Annotated in this window: 16 protein-coding genes; 6 read left to right on the forward strand and 10 right to left on the reverse strand. The window is 69.8% G+C overall.

Features of this window, described 5'->3' with window-relative positions:
• Positions 1 to 25 precede the first annotated feature (25 nt).
• Together ACIBAE_RS10190 and ACIBAE_RS10195 are read left to right on the forward strand one after the other, a co-directional pair.
• Positions 26 to 469 carry a DoxX family protein gene (locus tag ACIBAE_RS10190; protein WP_399283655.1) on the forward strand — a complete coding sequence of 148 codons (444 nt, stop codon included), beginning with the start codon at positions 26 to 28 and terminating at the stop codon, positions 467 to 469.
• 192 nt (positions 470 to 661) lie between these two features.
• Positions 662 to 1,342 (forward strand): DedA family protein, encoded by a 681-nt coding sequence (locus ACIBAE_RS10195; protein ID WP_399283656.1) that lies wholly within the window; start codon positions 662 to 664, stop codon positions 1,340 to 1,342.
• Positions 1,343 to 1,532: 190 nt separating this feature from the next.
• On the opposite strand, the gene ACIBAE_RS10200 is transcribed toward ACIBAE_RS10195, so the two are convergent.
• From ACIBAE_RS10200 to ACIBAE_RS10235, 8 genes are all read right to left on the reverse strand, one after another.
• On the reverse strand, positions 1,533 to 2,906 hold the full coding sequence (locus ACIBAE_RS10200; protein ID WP_399283657.1) for an amidohydrolase family protein: 1,374 nt from the start codon (positions 2,904 to 2,906) through the stop codon (positions 1,533 to 1,535).
• A gap of 107 nt (positions 2,907 to 3,013) precedes the next feature.
• Complete coding sequence (locus ACIBAE_RS10205) at positions 3,014 to 4,012, reverse strand: DMT family transporter (protein ID WP_399283658.1); 999 nt, start codon at positions 4,010 to 4,012, stop codon at positions 3,014 to 3,016.
• A 331-nt stretch (positions 4,013 to 4,343) separates the two neighbouring features.
• Positions 4,344 to 4,577 (reverse strand): DUF2277 domain-containing protein, encoded by a 234-nt coding sequence (locus tag ACIBAE_RS10210; RefSeq protein ID WP_399283659.1) that lies wholly within the window; start codon positions 4,575 to 4,577, stop codon positions 4,344 to 4,346.
• Positions 4,578 to 4,621: 44 nt separating this feature from the next.
• On the reverse strand, positions 4,622 to 6,154 hold the full coding sequence (locus ACIBAE_RS10215; RefSeq protein WP_399283660.1) for an LLM class flavin-dependent oxidoreductase: 1,533 nt from the start codon (positions 6,152 to 6,154) through the stop codon (positions 4,622 to 4,624).
• A gap of 152 nt (positions 6,155 to 6,306) precedes the next feature.
• Positions 6,307 to 6,843 (reverse strand): MarR family winged helix-turn-helix transcriptional regulator, encoded by a 537-nt coding sequence (locus tag ACIBAE_RS10220; protein ID WP_399283662.1) that lies wholly within the window; start codon positions 6,841 to 6,843, stop codon positions 6,307 to 6,309.
• A gap of 142 nt (positions 6,844 to 6,985) precedes the next feature.
• Complete coding sequence (locus tag ACIBAE_RS10225; protein ID WP_399283664.1) at positions 6,986 to 8,041, reverse strand: MBL fold metallo-hydrolase; 1,056 nt, start codon at positions 8,039 to 8,041, stop codon at positions 6,986 to 6,988.
• A gap of 56 nt (positions 8,042 to 8,097) precedes the next feature.
• Positions 8,098 to 9,267: an NAD(P)-dependent alcohol dehydrogenase gene (locus ACIBAE_RS10230; protein WP_399283666.1), complete on the reverse strand. Its 1,170-nt coding sequence runs from the start codon at positions 9,265 to 9,267 to the stop codon at positions 8,098 to 8,100.
• A gap of 382 nt (positions 9,268 to 9,649) precedes the next feature.
• A complete protein-coding gene (locus tag ACIBAE_RS10235) occupies positions 9,650 to 10,756 on the reverse strand; it encodes a LacI family DNA-binding transcriptional regulator (RefSeq protein WP_399283668.1) in 1,107 nt (368 codons plus the stop codon).
• 152 nt (positions 10,757 to 10,908) lie between these two features.
• On the opposite strand from ACIBAE_RS10235, the gene ACIBAE_RS10240 reads away from it, so the two are divergent.
• The 4 genes from ACIBAE_RS10240 to ACIBAE_RS10255 are packed head-to-tail and all read left to right on the forward strand — an operon-like array spanning position 10,909 to position 16,437.
• On the forward strand, positions 10,909 to 12,207 hold the full coding sequence (locus ACIBAE_RS10240) for an ABC transporter substrate-binding protein (protein ID WP_399283670.1): 1,299 nt from the start codon (positions 10,909 to 10,911) through the stop codon (positions 12,205 to 12,207).
• 14 nt (positions 12,208 to 12,221) lie between these two features.
• Positions 12,222 to 13,241: an ABC transporter permease subunit gene (locus ACIBAE_RS10245; RefSeq protein ID WP_399283672.1), complete on the forward strand. Its 1,020-nt coding sequence runs from the start codon at positions 12,222 to 12,224 to the stop codon at positions 13,239 to 13,241.
• Positions 13,241 to 14,059 (forward strand): carbohydrate ABC transporter permease, encoded by an 819-nt coding sequence (locus ACIBAE_RS10250; RefSeq protein WP_399283674.1) that lies wholly within the window; start codon positions 13,241 to 13,243, stop codon positions 14,057 to 14,059. The genes ACIBAE_RS10245 and ACIBAE_RS10250 overlap by 1 nt, the downstream gene beginning before the upstream one ends.
• The gene (locus ACIBAE_RS10255) at positions 14,056 to 16,437 is read left to right on the forward strand and encodes a glycoside hydrolase family 3 N-terminal domain-containing protein (RefSeq protein ID WP_399283676.1); all 2,382 of its coding nucleotides are present in this window, start codon (positions 14,056 to 14,058) and stop codon (positions 16,435 to 16,437) included. Before ACIBAE_RS10250 ends, ACIBAE_RS10255 begins: the two co-directional genes overlap by 4 nt.
• Before the next feature lie 97 nt (positions 16,438 to 16,534).
• Here the strand turns inward: ACIBAE_RS10255 and ACIBAE_RS10260 are convergent, their stop codons facing one another.
• Together ACIBAE_RS10260 and ACIBAE_RS10265 are read right to left on the reverse strand one after the other, a co-directional pair.
• The gene (locus tag ACIBAE_RS10260) at positions 16,535 to 16,819 is read right to left on the reverse strand and encodes a DUF4873 domain-containing protein (protein ID WP_399283678.1); all 285 of its coding nucleotides are present in this window, start codon (positions 16,817 to 16,819) and stop codon (positions 16,535 to 16,537) included.
• 196 nt (positions 16,820 to 17,015) lie between these two features.
• On the reverse strand, positions 17,016 to 17,243 hold the full coding sequence (locus ACIBAE_RS10265) for a hypothetical protein (RefSeq protein WP_399283679.1): 228 nt from the start codon (positions 17,241 to 17,243) through the stop codon (positions 17,016 to 17,018).
• Positions 17,244 to 17,323 lie beyond the last annotated feature (80 nt).

A 17,323-nucleotide genomic window follows, 5' to 3' on the forward strand; every position in this document is an offset into this window, starting at 1 on the left:
ACTGATCGAAGGAGACCAACCCCCCATGTACACACGCCTCAACCACGCTCAGCCCTACGCCCTGAGCCTGTTCCGGATCGTCGTCGGCCTGCTCTTCGCGTGCCACGGAGCAGCCTCGCTCTTCGGCCTCTTCGGCATGCACGCCCTTTCGGCGGGCGCCTGGCCCGGGTGGTACGCCGGTGCCATCCAGCTCGTCGGCGGCGGACTCGTGCTGATCGGTCTCGGGACCCGGACAGCCGCCCTGGTGGCTTCCGGGTCCATGGCCTACGCGTACTTCAACGTCCACCAGCCCGATGGGCTCTTCCCGATGCAGAACGGCGGTGAGGCGGCCGCGATCTTCTGCTGGACCTTCCTGCTGATCGTCTTCACGGGCCCGGGCGCGCTGTCCGTGGACCGTCTGCTCACCTCCCGCGGCGGCTCCGGCTCCGAGGACGAGCGGCGAGCGCACCGGACACCCGTGGCCGCGTGAGGCGTACGGACCTGAAGCGCGCCTGACACCGAGCCGGCGCCCGGACCGCCGAACTTCCGGTCCGGGCGCCGGCATCAGGCGCCCCGGCTGATTTCCCGTACCGCACAGGCGTACGCTGTATGGCTGCAGCCGCCCCTGCCGCTCCCCTGCGACGTCGCGGCCTTTTCACGGCATCGGGCGGGGAGTCAAAAAGTGCTGGAGAGTATCGGGTCGCTGACGGGCAGCCCATGGATCTACGCCGTCGTGGCCCTCTCCGTCCTGCTTGACGTGTTCCTGCCTGTCCTGCCGAGCGGCGTCCTGGTGGTCACCGCCGCCACCGCCGCGGCGGCCGGCTCGACCACCGTCGCGGGGGCCGCCGACAAGGTGGCGCAGGTGGCCCAGGTGTCCGAGGTCGCGCAGGTGCCGCAGGAGGTCCCGTCGCTGCTGATCCTGATGCTGTGCGCGGCGGGCGCGTCCGTCCTGGGCGATCTCGTCGCCTTCCGCCTCGCCTGGCGCGGCGGCGCGCGCCTCAATCGCGCCATCGCCCGCTCCCGCCGACTCACCACCGCACAGGAACGTCTCGGCGCCGCGCTCAGCGCCGGGGGCGGGGCCCTGGTCGTCGTCGCCCGCTTCGCCCCGGCCGGCCGCTCGGTCGTATCGCTCGGCGCGGGGGCCGCGCACCGAAAGGTGAAGGAGTTCCTGCCCTGGTCGGCACTGGCGGGCGTGGCGTGGACGGGCTACAGCGTGGGCCTCGGGTACTTCGGCGGCCAGTGGCTGGGCGCCAGTTGGTTCGGTACGGCCCTGTCCGTCCTCGCGCTGTTCGCGGCGGGCACGCTGGCCGCGTATGTCGTACGGCGCCCGGCCGCGGCACCCGCCCCCGCTCCCGCCGCCTGAAAGGCCGCTGACGGCCCGTAGGACGGGGCTCCGGAACCGACGCGGAGGGGAGCGGCGTGGTGGGACCACGCCGCTCCCCTCCGGCTACGTCGCCGACCGGAGCCGGGTCGGGGTCGGCCGGCTCGGTCGGCCGGTGTGGCCGCCCGGTATGGCCGTCCGGATCTGCCGTCCGGAACGGTTACCGCGATGGTTACGCGGGCAGCGGGCGTCCGACGGCGCGGAAGAGCCTGTCCCGCGACTGCGCCGCCCTGGCGTGGATGTCGTGGTCCTCCAGGAGCCGGCCGTCAGCCTTGAGCACCTCTCCGGCGACGAGGACCAGTTCGACGTTGCCGGCGTGCCCCGACGCGACGATGGACGCGGCGACATCGGTGGCCGGCAGCATGTTCGCCTGGTCCAGGCGGATCATGATGAGGTCGGCCTCCTTGCCCGGGGTGAGGCTGCCGGTGCGGTCGTCGATTCCGCAGGCACGCGCGCCCTCGATGGTGGCGAAGGAGAGGAGATCGGCGGCGTCGAAGGTCGGCAGTGCGGTGCCGGCCAGGTCCATCGGACCGGCTGCCCCGGCCATCACCAGCTGCTGGTAGGCGAGCGTGGACCGCATGACGCCGAACATGTCGCCGCTGACGATGGTCTCGGTGTCGACGCTGAGGCTGGGGCGGATACCGGCCGCGAGCAGGCGGTTGGTGGCGGGCTGGCCGAGACCGGGCATGAACACTTCGAGCGAGGACGCCACCGACACCGACGCCCCGTGCGCCGCGAGCATCCTGAGCTCTTCGTCGGTCGACGTGCAGGCGTGGACGAACGTCATGTCCGAGCCGAGCAGGCCGGAATCGGACAGCGTCCGGATGGCCTGCTGCTGCGCGCCCCACTCGCCGAGCCCGACGTGCATGCTGATGCGCAGGCCGAGTTCGCGGGCGAGCCGGATGTCCTGGGCCGCGACATCGGGGGTCGACAGTTCCGGCCCGCGCAGCATCGCGTTGAGGGTGACCCGGGCCGAGTCGTCGGCCAGCACCTCGTTACGGACACGACGGATGTCCTCGGGGTGCGTGCGGGAACTGCCGAACTGCCACTGCTCGGCCTCTGTGGACGGCCACCCGTGGTCGAACACCGAACGTATGCCGGACTGCCAGTGCGCCGCGATCGCCGCGTCGGTGTGCTCGGGGCTGTTCATGATGTGCGACTCGTCGCGGATCGTCGTCGTACCGGAGTCGATGGCGCCGAGGTCCGCCGCCAGATTCCCGACGAGGACGTCCTCGGGCTCGAAGTGCTGACCGAGACCGATCTGGATCTCGCTCCGGTACTCCTTGTAGGTCCAGGCGGGCCCCAGATTGCGGAGCGCGCCCTGCCAGGTGTGCCGGTGGGTGTCGATGAATCCCGGGAGAACGGCGCGGCCCGTGCCGTCGATGACGCGTGCCCGCTCGTCCCGCAGATCCGGTCCCACGGCGTGAATCTTTCCGCCGACGACCAGAATGTCGCCGACGAGTTCACCGAGCCGGTCGTCTTCGGTGATCAGATAAGCGCCCTTGATGAGGAGGCGTTCGGATTCCGCGGTCTTGTCGTGCGACACGTTGGTTGTCCTTTTCTCGCGCCCGTGCGGGCGTGGTTGGTCAATACCGGTGAATCGATGGGGATGCTCTTCGAGTACGGGGGAGTTGAGGGGCTGACGCCCTCGGTTCACGCTCGTCGGCGCGACGCGATCCAGACCGCGACCAGCGTGAGGACCGCCCCGGCGACGGTCAGGACGCCCGTGGAGCCGCCGCCCGAGGGAAGCGCCACGTCCAGCACGATCGAGCCGGCCAACTGGCCGGCGATGGAGCCCATGCCCAGCAGCAGGACGCCGATCCGGCGTACGAGGTACGCGGAGGCCCCGATGAACACCACTCCGCAGAGTCCGCCGAGATACACCCACCCGCTGGAGGGCAGCGGCTCGGCCGGGGGGCCCTGGATCAGCGTCTTGATGATCCAGACAAGGCCGAGGGATATCGCTCCGACGAAGAAGTTCATCCAGGTGGCGGCAAGCGGCGAGCCGGCCACGGCTCCTGACACACCGTTCATGGCCTGCTGGAAGCCGAGCAGGAAACCCGCCACCAGCGGCACCAGAGCGGGCAGCAGGGCCCCGGGACCCGCGGCCGCGGAGAGCTGCGGCAACGTGGCGACGACGGCGGACACCAGGATGAGCGCCGCGCCCAACAGCCTTCTTCCGGCCGGGCGTTGCCTGATGCCTCCGCCGAATCCGACGGAGTCCACGACCAGACCGCTGAGTGTCTGACCCGCGATCGCCGACACGGTGAAGACGGCCACTCCGGTGATCAGCGCGGTCGTGGACTGGGCCAGTGCGAAGGAGGCGCCGAACAGGCCCGCCGCCAGATACCGCAGCGGCAGCCGGCCGCTCCTGGCCGCCGCCCCGAGGGTGCGCAGGCTCTGACGCAGGCGCGGGGAGAACGCGGCGGCGAGGGTCATCAGGATCAGGCCGCAGGTGAAGCTGAGGGTGGCGGCCGTGATTCCGTCGTCGAGCCGGTGGCTCAACTCGCCGTTGATCCGCGCCTGCACCGGGATCACCATGCCGACCAGCACGGCCATGACGATGTACAGCGGGCGTGAAGCCGACTGGGGGGCGGACGGGGAAGAGGAGGTGCGCTCCGCTACCCGGTCCTGAGTCAGAGTGGCTTTCATCTGCTGTTTATCTTCCTTGCTTGTCATGAGCCGGTCGCACCATTGCTTCGCGACGATGCCGGAGCGTCATCAGCCGCTCGGGAATGGGGAACGTGGGGTTTCGCAACGCGGTGACGTGGTGCCGTGTTGCTCACTCATTCAGCATGGCCGAAGAATCACGGGAAAACAGCCGGGAGGGTAACCCTCTCTGTGGTACGAACTCCGTGGTCAGTCTCTGATTCCATGGTCATTCTCTGATTCCGGCGGCCGTCCCGGAACGACGAAAAGGCGTCCGGAGCGCAGTGTGTGGCACTGCGCTCCGGACGCCTTCGGTGGTTGTTTCCCCGGTGCGTCAGGTGACGGACGCGCGGCGTGCCGCACCCCGTACCTCGATGTCCTGGAGCAGTCTCGCGGTGGACTCCGCGATCTCGTTCACGGCCTGTTGGAAGACCTGGCGATTGTGCGCGGCGGGCTCCCGGAAGCCGGAGACCTTGCGTACGTACTGGAGTGCGGCGGCCCGGATCTCCTCCTCGGTGGCCTCTTCCGGGAGGACGGGCGGACGGAGGGTCTTGATACTGCGGCACATGCTTCCAGTGTGCCTCCGGACGCCCCGGGGCCGGGGGCATCCGGTCAGACGTTGATGTTGAGCCGGTCCAGGGGCTCGACCAGCTCCTCTTCCTCGTAGTCCAGGTGGGACGTGAGGACGCGGTCCAGCAGCGCCACGCACCGGTGGACGTCGCCGATCTTCGTGTCGTCCTTGATCAGGGCGACGAGCGCCTCGTCCAGCGCGATCAGCACGTCGGCGATGACCTCGTGTTCCTGTTCCAGCTGTTCCAGGACGGGACTCAGGGAGTCCTGCTTCTCCTGGAGCTCGGGGAACATGAGCTCGTCCTCGATGGTGTGGTGCGTCGTGAGGGTCCGGCAGTAGGCGGCGCAGAAGGAGCCCAGGGTCCAGTGGTTCTGCCGCATGGTGAGGTTGTTGATCATGGACCGGGCGGCGGCGGCCTCCTGGTCGCCCGCCGCGACCTGGGCCACGGCGTCGCGGATCTGCTGCATCTCCTGGCGCAGGTTGTTGTGGATGAGCACCAGACGGGCGCCGGTGCCGCCGGGGCGTCCCGTGCGGCCCGCGCCGGCCGACTGCTTCGTCACCCGGGGGCGGCTGTTCTCCTTCAGGGGGTCGGTCGCCCACAGGTCGACGCGCTCGTGCTCCAGCTGTGCCGGTGCGACCTCGTCCGGCGCGGCCTCGTCCGGCGCCGCCGGGGCGGCCCCCCGGGCCTGGTCCACGGCGGCACGGACGAGCGGAGCCACCTCCTCGGTGAAGATCCGCAGGTCCCGTTCCGCGTCGTAGGCGGAAGGCGCCATGACGAATCCGCTCACACCGAGTTCGAGGGCGAGTTCCGTCAGCTGCTCGGCCCACTCCCGCGGGGGGCCGGTCAGGAAGCCGGAGCCGGTCCGCCCGCCGAAGCTGCCGACGACGTTGTAGATCCGCTGGATCTCCTCCGGCTTGCGCCCGGCCTCGATGGCCGCCTTGTCGAGGATCGCGGTCATCTCGACGAGCTCGGCGGGGGACGCGTACTGGGACGACGGCAGCCAGCCGTCCCCCAGCCGCGCGGTCAGCTCCAGCATCCGCTTCTTGTACGAGCCGATCCAGAGGCCGAGGGGGTGCACGGGGAAGGGGCCGGGCCGGGCGCCGAGCAGGGAGTAGTAGCGGCCTTCGCGGTGGATTCCCGCCGACCCGGGGGTCCACAGGTCACGGATCACGTGGATGGCCTCTTCGAGGGCGTCCACGGCCTCGCGGGGGGTGCGGCGCTCGCCGCCCATGGCCACGACGCCGTCCCAGAACGCGCCGGCGCCGAGGCCGAGCTCGACCCGGCCGCCACTGAGGATGTCCAGGGTCGCGGCGCTGCGGGCCAGCACGGCGGGCGGCCTCAGGGGCAGGTTCGCGACGTCCGGGAACAGCGTGATGTTCTCGGTGCGCGCGGCCAGGTCGGTCAGCAGCGTCCACGTGTCGAGAAACGACGGCTGGTACGGATGGTCCTGGATGCCGACGAGGTCCATGCCTATCTCGTCGGCGAGCGTCGCGAGCCGGATCAGCTCCGGCGGGTTGTGCGCGGTCGGCGTGAGAAAGGCGCCGAAGCGCAGCTCGTGCCTGAGATCCGTCATGTGAGGTCTGGTCCTTTCACCGGGCCACCGTTTTACGGAATGTCCATATTGGCCCAATTTGATCCATGAAAAAGGGCATCGGGTGCCCAAGTGACGGACATCACTCCCGCAGAGAGGCCGACGAAAGGGCCGAGAACAAGAGGCCGGAGGCCTCAGTCGTCGGCGGACTCGCTCAGGTCGACGGCCCGCCAGATCTCCGCGAGCGTGCGCAGCTGCTCTTCGCTCAGCTTGCCGAGGAACTGGCGCCGGAGGCTGGCCAGGTGGACCGTACGCGCGCGCAGGTAGGCCTCACGCCCCGACGGCGTCAGCACGGCGTCCAGACCCCGGGCGTCACCCGGGCACTTGAGGCGCTCGACATGGCCCTGGCCTTCGAGGTCGTCGACGATACGGGTGAGCCCGCTGCGGCTGATCAGCAGCGACGCGGCGATGTCCTTCATCCGCATCCGGCCCTCAGGCGCCTCGGCGATGGCGAGCAGGACCTCGTACGAGGAGGTCGCGAGCCCTTCGGCGGCGAGGAGCTCCTTGTCGAGCGTGCGCAGCAGCCGTACGTGGGTGCAGAGGAAGCCGAGCCACACCTCGCGCTCGACGGCGCTCAGGGGACGCGAGAGGGGATCCCCCTGCGCCGGAACGCGCTCCAGCAACGGCGACACCTCGGGTACTTCAGCGTTTACTTCAGCACTGCCGGGCACGACGACCACCTATCTTGATTCGTTCTGCAACGAAGAATAAACCGTAGGACACCGGTCCCGACGGCCCCGAGGGGGGAGGGAGGCGTGAGCCTCCGCTCCCCCCTCACCAGCGGGTCCGGATATCCCCGGGAAACAGCGGGAATCAGTCGGTCGGGATGATCCGCTTCTCGAACTTGCTCACCAGGCCGTACTCCAGGCGCAGGGCCTCCAGGATGGTGTACGCGTGGTACTTGGTCATCACGTCGGCGGCGGCGAGCCGGTCGCCCCAGTTCTGGCCGTTGTCGGTGACCTTCTCCAGCGTCTTCTTGGTGACGTAGTTCGTCATCTCGTTGAAGTAGTTCTCCCACAGGACCCAGGCGTTGCTGAAGCCGTTGCGCTGGAGGAACTCCAGGTCCTCGGCCTCGTCCAGGGCTTCCTTGGCGAAGTCGATGATGTCGTTGGTGTAGTCGCGGGAGGCCTGGGCGTCCGCGCGGGTACCCCAGCGGTTCACGTGACCGGAGACCACGGCGTTGAAGTCGTACTCCAGGATCCAGTCGTGCGCCTCGGCCCAGCCGCGGATGTTCTCGGAGGCGTCGCAGTTCTTGAACGCGCTCCATCCGGGGCTGATGATGTCGATGGCGGCGAGCACCTTCTGCTCACGGGCGTAGACGAAGATGTTGCCCGGGGTGTGGTTGGTGCCCTTGTAGTCAAGGTCCAGCTTGACGCCGTTGACGTTGAGCGTCTCGTGGGTGGAGAACGTCTCCGTCGGCAGCGGCGCACCGTTGGTCAGGTCCGGCCAGCGCTGCAGCATCTCCCGCGTGTAGTCGTGGGCTATGTACTTCACGTCGGGCCCGAACATGCCGGCCGCGCCGACGTGGTCCGAGTGGAAGTGGCTGTAGATGAAGTGCGTCACGGGCTCGTCGGTCACGTCACGGATCGCGCGGAGCAGGTTGGTGCCCAGCAGCGGCGGCGCGTCGACGACGACGACACCGTTGCCGGTGACGACGAACATGCTGTCGTAGGCGCCGGAGGTGACGTAGTAGACGCCGTCCTTGAGCTCCTCGACGTAGTAGCCCTTGGCGAGGCGCTCCGGCAGGAAGAGCGTGCCGTAGGCGTCGGCCGGGATCGGACGGTAGTCGGAGCCGGTGACGTAGTTCATGCCCGCGGGGCCGAGGTTGTACCTGTCGGTGGGCATACCGAACTGCTGACGGTCGTTCATGGCTGTCTTTCCTCTTCTGTACGTGGAGATGGGCGAGGCGCGGCGTACTCGCGCCGTCAGTGGCCGATGCGCAGCACGGGCTTGACCGTCGCGCCGGTCTTGGTGTCGGTCACGGCCTGGTTGATGTCGTCGAACTCGTAGAACTTCACGAGCCGGTCGAACGGGAACCTTCCGGACCTGTAGAGGTCGATGAGCTGCGGAATGAACAGCTGGGGGATGGAGTCGCCCTGGGCGATGCCCCGGACGGTGCGGCCGCCGAGGAGGGCGTTCATGTTCACGGGCGCTTCCGCCCCGGCGCGCGCTCCGCCGATCAGCGCCGCGGTTCCCAGCGGGGCGAGGGCGTCGACGGCGAGGGTGAGCATGTGGGGCAGGCCGGTGATCTCCAGGACGTAGTCGGCGCCGCCACCGGTGATCTCGGCGATGCGCGCGGCGGTGTCCTCCTCCTTGCCGTTGACCGTGTGGGTGGCGCCCAGTTCAGCCGCCATGGCGAGCCGCTCGGGGACGACGTCGACCGCGATGATGGGGCTGGCTCCGACGACCTTGGCCGCCATGATCGCCGCCAGGCCGACCGTGCCGGTGCCCATGACCACCACGGACGCTCCGGCGGGGATCCGCAGCGAGTTCAGCACCGCTCCGGCGCCGGTCTGCAGACCGCAGCCGAGCGGGCTCAGGAGGTCCAGCGGCAGGTCGTCGGCGACCTTGACCACGTTGCGCTCGGTGGCCAGCGCGTGGGTGGCGAAGGAGGACTGACCGAAGAAGTGGCCGTGGATCTCGCCGTCCTTCTCCTCGGTGCGGCTGTGCAGGGCGTTGGTGCCGTCCATCCGGGAGCCGCCGAAGTTGATCGGGAAGGCCTGCTCGCAGTAGGTGTACTGGCCGCGCCGGCAGGGGCGGCAGTGACCGCACGCCTGGTACGACATGACCACGCTGTCGCCGGGGGCGACCGAGGTGACCGCGCTGCCGGTCCGCTCCACGATGCCGGCGCCCTCGTGCCCGAGGACGGCCGGGAGCGGAACGGGCAGGTTCTGGTCCCGTACGTGGATGTCCGTCTGGCACAGGCCACTGGCGACGACCTTGACGAGCACCTCGTCGGGCCGCAGCCGGGTGTCGAGATCCAGCTCCTCGAAGACGAACGGCTGACCCTTTTCGCGGACCACCGCCGCCCTGACCGGGATGGTCCCGCTGTCGGGGTCCCGGAGTACGGGGGCCGGGCCCTCTTGTGTCGTCATGAACGTTCTCCCAACCGATGTCACGCCGTACGGAGCCGGCGAGATCCGGGCCGCCGCGAGGACGGCTGATCAGTTCAGTCAGCCGCCGCGGCCGGCCGGTGGATGTTCACGAACGCCGGTGGCGCGTGGGCGCCCGCCGTCCTGTCGGCTGTCCGCCTGGCAGATAGTTCGTTGCACAACGAACAATAAACGGGACTTCCCGTGGGGTCAAACATCCGCCGACCGCAGCCCCCTCGCCACCCGTATCGGGGCAGCCCAGACATAGCGAGTGCCCTGTGCCGACCTGGTGGACCAGGTCGGCACAGGGCACTCGCTATGAAACGGGGAATCTTCGGCTCGCCGGGATATCCGGCTCAGGGGGCACTCACAGGGCGGCGCCGCGTCACTCCGGCAGGACCTCCGGAGCCGATGTGCCGTTCCTGACCTCCAGGGCCGCCGTGCCGTTCCTGACCTCCGGAGCCGCCGGGCCGTTCCCGGACCCCAGAGCCGCCGTGCTGTTCCTGACCACCAGCCGGGTGCCGAACTCGATGCGGCTGTTCGCCTGGTCCGAGGAGCGCAGCCGCAGCAGCATCCGCGCCGCCTCCTCCGCCATCCGGGTGAGCGGCTGGTGCACGGTGGTCAGCGCCGGGCTCGACCACCGGGCGGGCGGGATGTCGTCGTATCCCACGACCGAGAGGTCCTCCGGGACCTGGAGCCCGAGCACCCGGGCCGCCTCCAGCACTCCCAGCGCCTGGAGGTCACTGCCCGCGAAAATCGCGGTCGGCCGGTCGGGAGCGCGCAGCAGGTCCATGGCGTGGGCGTGGCCGGATGCCACATGGAAGTCGCCGAACCGCACCAGCGCGGAGTCGGCGTCGAGGCCGGCCATGCCCATGGCCGAACGGAAGCCGTCGAGCCGCGCCAGCGAGCACAGCATGTCCTCGGGGCCGGTGATGACGGCGATCCTGCGGTGGCCGAGGTCGATGAGATGACGGGTGGCGGCGACTCCGCCCGCCCAGTTGGCGGACCCGACGGAGGGCACATCGGGTTCCGGGTCGCCGGCGGGGTCGATGATGACGAACGGGATGGCCCGGGACCAGAGCTTCTTCTTGAGGTCGTCCGGGAGCGTGGAGAAGACCAGGACCACCCCGAGCGGGCGGCGGCGGAGGACGCCTTCGACCCAGTCGGCGCCCGGGGAGTGGCGCGTGCCGGTCACGGTGAGCACCACACTCGCGCCCGCCTCCTCGGCGACGTTCTGCACGCCCTTGATCAGCTCCATGGACCAGGTGCTGTCCAGCTCGTGGAAGACGATCTCGATGAGGGGCGATTCCGGGGGCGTGGGCGCGGAGCGCCGGTAGCCGTGCTCGTCCAGCAGCTCTTCGACCCTGCTGCGGGTCGATGCCGAGACATCGGGGCGTCCGTTGAGGACTTTCGAAACTGTCGAAAGAGACACGCCGGCTTGCGAGGCCACCTGGGCCAGGGTGACTTTCCCCGTACTCCTGTCATCACGCATGCGCTGAAGGATAGAACACCGGCCGAACGCCGGTGATCGGTAACGGTTTGATAGCGCGAGGGCCGCGCTGTTGACCCGTTCGACGCCGAACCCTACGGTCACTCGCCAGAAGACTTTCGGCAAAGGTGCCGATACTTTCGAGAGGTCGAACGATGAAGACACGCGCACGGTTTTCTCGCGCCATAGCCGGCGGTGCGGCGCTCGTCCTGGGCCTGTGCCTGGCGGGCTGCGGCAACGGCGGCTCCTCCGGCAGCGCCGAGGAGTTCCACGTACTCGTCTACGGCGACTCCGCGAACAAGGTGGAGAAGCAGATCGTCGCGACGTTCAACAAGACCTCGAAGGTCAAGGCCGTCCTGGACACCATCCCCGGCGCGGACTACCAGACGAAGCTGCAGACCGTCATCAACACCCCCCAGGCGCCGGACGTCTTCTTCAACTGGGGCGGCGGCAGCATCCAGCCGTTCGTCAAGGCCGACCTCCTGCTGCCGCTCGACGACATGATCAAGAAGGACCCGGCGCTCAAGGCGAACTTCCTGCCGTCGGTCTTCAACTCCGCCGTGGTCGACGGCAAGGCGTACGGCGTCCCCATGCGCGGCACCCAGCCGGTCATGCTGTTCAACAACGGCAAGGTGCTCGCGGACGCCGGTGTACAGCCGCCGAAGACCTGGGACGAGCTGCTGGACGCGGTGAAGAAGCTGAAGTCCAAGGGCATCACGCCGATCGCGCTCGGTGGCGGCGACAAGTGGCCGACACAGATGTGGTTCGAGTACCTGTACGACCGGGTCGCCGGGCCCGAGCTGTTCGAGAAGGCGCTGTCGGGCGACAAGAGCGCCTGGGACAGCCCGGACAGCAAGAAGGCGCTGTCGATGCTCAAAGAGCTGATCGACGCGGGCGCGTTCGGCACCAACTACGACTCCGTGAAGTTCACCGACGGCGGCTCCCCCGCCCTGCTGGCCGGCGGCAAGGCCGGATTCGAGCTGATGGGCTCCTGGGAGTACTCCACCCAGCAGAACGCCGACGCGGACTTCGCCAAGAACGACCTCGGCTACACCAACTTCCCGGCCGTCGAGGGCGGCAAGGGCGACGCCGACGACCTCGTCGGCAACACGAACAACTTCTACTCGGTGCGCAAGACCACCCGGCACGCCGACGACATCGCGAAGTTCCTCAAGCTGATGTACTCGGACGAGTTCGTGAAGGCGCAGCTGGGCCTGGGCAACCTGCCCACCACCACGAACACCGACACGTTCCTGGGCACCGCGGACAACCCGGAGTACCTGAAGTACCAGTTCGACCTGGTGGGCAAGGCCCCCTCGTTCCAGCTGTCGTGGGACCAGGCGTACGCGCCGGAGAACATGACGCCGATCTACGTGGCCGTCCAGGGCTTCTTCAACGGGCAGCTCGACGCGGCCGGCTTCATCAAGGCCATGCAGGCCCTGACCACCGCCTGAGGATGACGTCCGACATGGCTTCGCCGACCTCCCCCGCGTCCGGTGCTCCCGCGTCCGGTGCCCCCGCACCCAGCACCCCGGCATCCGGTCCTCCCGCGTCCGGTGCCCCGGCGGACACCGTCCCGGCGCACCGTCCGTCGCGGGGGCCCGGCCGGAAAGGCCGGGGCGTCGCACGCCCCGGCCTCGGCTGGGCGCTGCCCGCCACCTTGTTCTTCGGCCTGTTCGCGATCATCCCGCTGGCGCTGGTCGCCGTCCTCTCCTTCACCAGCTGGAGCGGTCTCGGCGCACCGGTGTTCGCGGGTCTCGACAACTGGACGAAACTGTTCCACGACCCGGTGATGATCAAGAGCCTCTGGCTGAGCGTGCTGCTCACCGGGCTCGGCGTCGCGGTCCAGACACCGCTGTCCATTCTGCTCGGCGTCTGGGCCGCCGGCCCGCAGCGCAACCGCGCCGTCCTGTCCGCGGTCTTCTTCGTCCCGCTGCTGCTGTCGGCGACGGCGGTGTCCGTCCTGTGGCGCACCCTGCTCGACCCCAACTTCGGGGTGCCCGCGCACGCGCGCTGGCTCTTCGGGGACGGCAATCTGCTGGGCTCCCGGACGGGCGCTCTCGGGGTCCTCGTCCTGGTGTCCACCTGGCAGTTCACCCCGCTGCACGCCCTGATCCACCAGGGGGCGACGCGGGCGATCCCGGTGGTCCTGTACCAGGCCGCCGCGATCGACGGCGCGGGGACCGTACGGCAGTTCTTCCACATCACGCTGCCGCAGCTGCGCAACTCGATCATCACGTCGGTGATCCTCATGGTGGTCGGCGGGCTCACCACCTTCGACACCGTGCTGATCCTCACCCAGGGCGGCCCGGGCACCGACACCACCATCAGCGCCTTCTACATGTACCAGAAGGCCTTCAAGAGCTTCGACTTCGGCGCGGGCGCGGCCATCGCGCTGCTGCTGGTGCTCGTGGCGACGGCCATCTCGCTGGTCGTCGTGCGGGTGTCCGGCTTCGACAAGATGGCCGGCACGAAGGAAGGCCTGTGATGCGGCGTACCCCCAACTACCTCGCCGGACTCGGCGCCGGGCTGTGGCTGTGCCTGGTCGGCCTGCCGATCTACGTGATGCTCGGCGCGACCGTCCAGTCCCGCGAGCAGTACAGCGCGGGCGGCCCGCTGTCCTTCCCCGAGGGATTCAGCCTCTCCAACTACGTCCAGGATTTCTCCAACGGGTTCGGCCGCTACTTCCTCAACACCGTGATCGTCACGACGAGCGTCGTGGTGATCGTGCTGCTTCTCGTGCCGCCACTGGCCTTCTCGATCGTGCGCAACCGGGGCCGGGCCACCTCACGGGTCTTCCGGCTCTTCCTGCTGGGGCTGGCGATCCCCGCCCAGGCGGTGATCGTGCCGATGTTCTACGTGATCAGCCAGGCCGGTCTGTACGACAACCTCATCGGCATCATCCTGCCCACGGCCGCCTTCTGCCTGCCGGTCTGCGCGCTCATCCTCACCGGCACCATGCGCGACATCACGAACGAACTCTTCGAGGCCATGGCCATCGACGGGGCCGACACCAAGCGGGTCTTCTTCCAGCTCGTCGTCCCGCTGTCCCGGAGCGGGCTCTCGACCATCGTGGTCTTCTCCGCCCTCCAGGCGTGGAACGGCTTCCTCTTCCCACTCGTGCTGACCCAGTCCGAGGACGTCAAGGTGCTCACCCTCGGTCTGTACAACTTCCAGACCCAGTTCGGCATCGACATCCCCGGCCTGCTGGCTGCCGTGGTCCTCTCCACGCTGCCCGTCCTGCTCGTATACCTGTTCGCCCGCCGCGCCCTGGTCCAGGGGCTCATGGGCGTCGGGGGAAAGTGACCGTCACCGTGAACACCGAAACACCCGCCACCCCCGAGGACCGCGCCACCACCCGGCTCCGTTCGGCGCGCGTGGAAGAGCTGATCTCCGCCATGACGCTGGAGGAGAAGCTCGGCCAGTTGTACGGCCTGTGGGCCGGGGCCTCCGCCGACGGCGCCGAAGTCGCCCCGCACCAGCACGACATGGACAAGCCGCCGACCCTCGACGAGCTCCTGCCGCACGGCCTCGGCCAGCTGACCAGGCCCTTCGGCACGGTCCCGGTCGACCCCGCGCTGGGCGCCCTCTCCCTGATGCGCACCCAGCAGCGCATCGCGGCGGGCAACCGTTTCGCCATCCCCGCCCTGGCCCACGACGAGTGCCTGGCCGGCTTCGCCGCCTGGGGCGCCACCACGTACCCCGTCCCGCTGTCCTGGGGTGCGGCCTTCGACCCGGACCTGGTACGGGAAGTGGGCGGCGCGATCGGCCGCGACATGCGGTCGGTGGGCGTCCACCAGGGGCTCGCCCCGGTGCTCGACGTCGTACGCGACGCCCGCTGGGGCCGGGTCGAGGAGACCATCGGCGAGGACCCGTACCTCGTCGGCACCACCGCCACCGCCTACATCCAGGGCATCGAGTCCGCCGGAGTCGTGGCCACCCTCAAGCACTTCGTGGGCTACTCGGCCTCGCGCGGCGGGCGCAACCTGGCCCCGGTGAGCATGGGCACCCGGGAACGCGCCGACGTCATGCTCCCGCCGTTCGAGATGGCCGTACGGGAGAGCGGCGTACGGTCCGTCATGCACGCCTACACCGACACCGACGGGGTGCCGTGCGCGGCGGACGAGGAGCTGCTGACCGGCCTGCTCCGCGACACCTGGGGCTTCGAAGGCACCGTCGTGGCGGACTACTTCGGCGTCGCCTTCCTCAAGACCCTGCACGGCGTGGCCGGCGACTGGGGCGGGGCCGCGGCCGCCGCCCTCACGGCGGGCGTCGACGTCGAACTGCCGACCGTGAAGACCTTCGGGGAGCCGCTGCGCGACGCGGTCGCCGCCGGTCAGCTGTCCGAGAAGGTGATCGACCGCGCGCTGCGCCGCGTCCTGACCCAGAAGGCGCAGCTGGGCCTGCTGGACCCGGACTGGTCCCCGCTGCCGCCGGCCCTGGCGGACATCGACCCGGCCGCTCTCGACGACCCGGCGACGCTGCGCGGCACGGTGAGCCTGGACCTGGCCGCGCACCGGGACATCTCGCGCCGCCTCGCGGAGCGGTCCGTGATCCTGCTCAGCAACGACGGGGTACTCCCCCTGGACCGGCCCGCGCGGATCGCGCTCATCGGTCCGCAGGCGCGGACACCCACGGCCGTCCTCGGCTGCTACTCCTTCCCCGTCCATGTCGGCTCCCAGCACCCGGGCACCCCTGACGGCGTCGAACTGCCCACGCTGCGCGAGGCGCTGGCGAAGGAATTCCCCGGCACCGAGATCGTCACCGCGCTCGGCGCGGGCATCGACACCCCCGACACGGACGGCTTCGCCGAGGCCGTACGGGTGGCCCGGGACGCGGACGTCGTGATCGCCGCCCTGGGCGACCGGGCGGGCCTCTTCGGGCGCGGCACCAGCGGGGAGGGCTGCGACGCCGAATCGCTTGATCTGCCCGGCGTCCAGGGGGAGTTGCTCGACGCCCTCCTCGACACCGGCACGCCGGTGGTGGTGACGCTGCTGGCGGGGCGCCCGTACGCGCTGGGCCGGGCCACCGGCGAGGCGGCGGCGATCGTGCAGGCGTTCTTCCCGGGGCAGGAGGGCACCCCGGCCGTCGCCGGCGTCCTCAGCGGCCGGATCAACCCGTCTGGCCGGCTCCCCGTGAGCGTCCCGCGCCTGCCCGGCGCGCAGCCGTCCACGTATCTGGCGGCCTCGCTGGCCCGGGTCAGCGAGGTGTCCAACATCGACCCGACGCCGGCCTTCGGCTTCGGGCACGGCCTGGCGTACACCTCGTTCGCCTGGTCGGATCTCGACGAGCGCGATCTCGTCGACGCCATCCCCACGGACGGCACGGCGCGGCTGTCCTTCACGGTCCGCAACACGGGCGGGCGCTCCGGCGCCGAGGTCGTCCAGGTGTACCTGCACGACCCGGTCGCCTCGGTCGTGCAGCCGGTCCAGCGGCTGATCGGCTACGTCCGGGTCCCGCTGGAGCCGGGCGAGCGGGCCAGGATCGAGGTGACCGTTCCCGCCGACCTCGCGTCCTTCACCGGCCGCGACGGGCGACGTGTGGTCGAGCCGGGCGAGCTGGAACTGCGGCTGTCCGCCTCCAGCACGGACACCCGGCTCACCGCCCGGGCCGTACTGACGGGCCCGGCCCGGTGCGTGGACCACACGCGCGAGCTGCACGCGGGGTTCAGCGTCACCCGGTGACGACCGGGGCGGAAGGCGGCGGTCCCGGGGCGGAAAGACGTCCGGGGACCGCCGCCACACGTGCGTCCGGAAGGGGCGCCCTTTCCGGACGGGGCGCCTAGAACGGGATCGTGCCCGTCCCCCACACCCGCAGCCGACCACTGCCGATGGCGGTCTGCGCGGCCTTGACGGTGCTTTCCCGGCCGTCGGGGAAGCGGATCGTCACCCCGTCGCTCTCCATGGCCGCGTAGAAGGCGTCCCCCGCGTCCTCGGTCGCGTGCCCGGTCTGGACGCTCCCGCCCCACTGCCGCTCCGCACCGGACAGGCTCCCGCTCAGCGTGGCCACGACGTCGATCTCGGAGCCGCCGGCGACGAGAGTCGCGGGACCCTGGTAGTTGCTCATGCGCTCAGTGTGCGCCCCGGCGGGTCCGCCACCCGTCGTGACACCGCGCGGCGGACGAGCAAGCGGCGGCAGCACCCCTTGCACGGTGCCGGAAGCTCCGAGGGGCAGGAAGGGCGCACAGCAACGCGCTGGGAGCTCAGGGGCGCATTCCGCCGGCCACGGCAGAGAGGGAGTCGGGCATGAGGAGTGGCATGGATCAGCGGTTCGTCCCCTCGGAGATCTGCCGGGCCAGTTCGTCGACGACTTGCGGCACCATCGGGCGGGCCCCTTCCTCTTCCAAGGCGAGCGCAAGTGCCTCACGGACGGTCGGGTACGGCCGTCCGGTGTGCGTCGCCCACGTACGGTCCACGCCTCGTTCCATCTTCTTCAGAAATGCCGACACTGTCGGCATTGCCTTCTCGTACTCACTCGGGTCCGCAGTCATGGTCAGAGCCGAGCAAATGGGCAGGCCACCGTCAACCGCCGTCCAGCCCTCGGCGATTGTTCCGTTCTCTCGCCGTCACA

The sequence above is a fragment of the Streptomyces sp. NPDC051569 genome, from assembly GCF_044454085.1.
Lineage (GTDB): Bacteria > Actinomycetota > Actinomycetes > Streptomycetales > Streptomycetaceae > Streptomyces.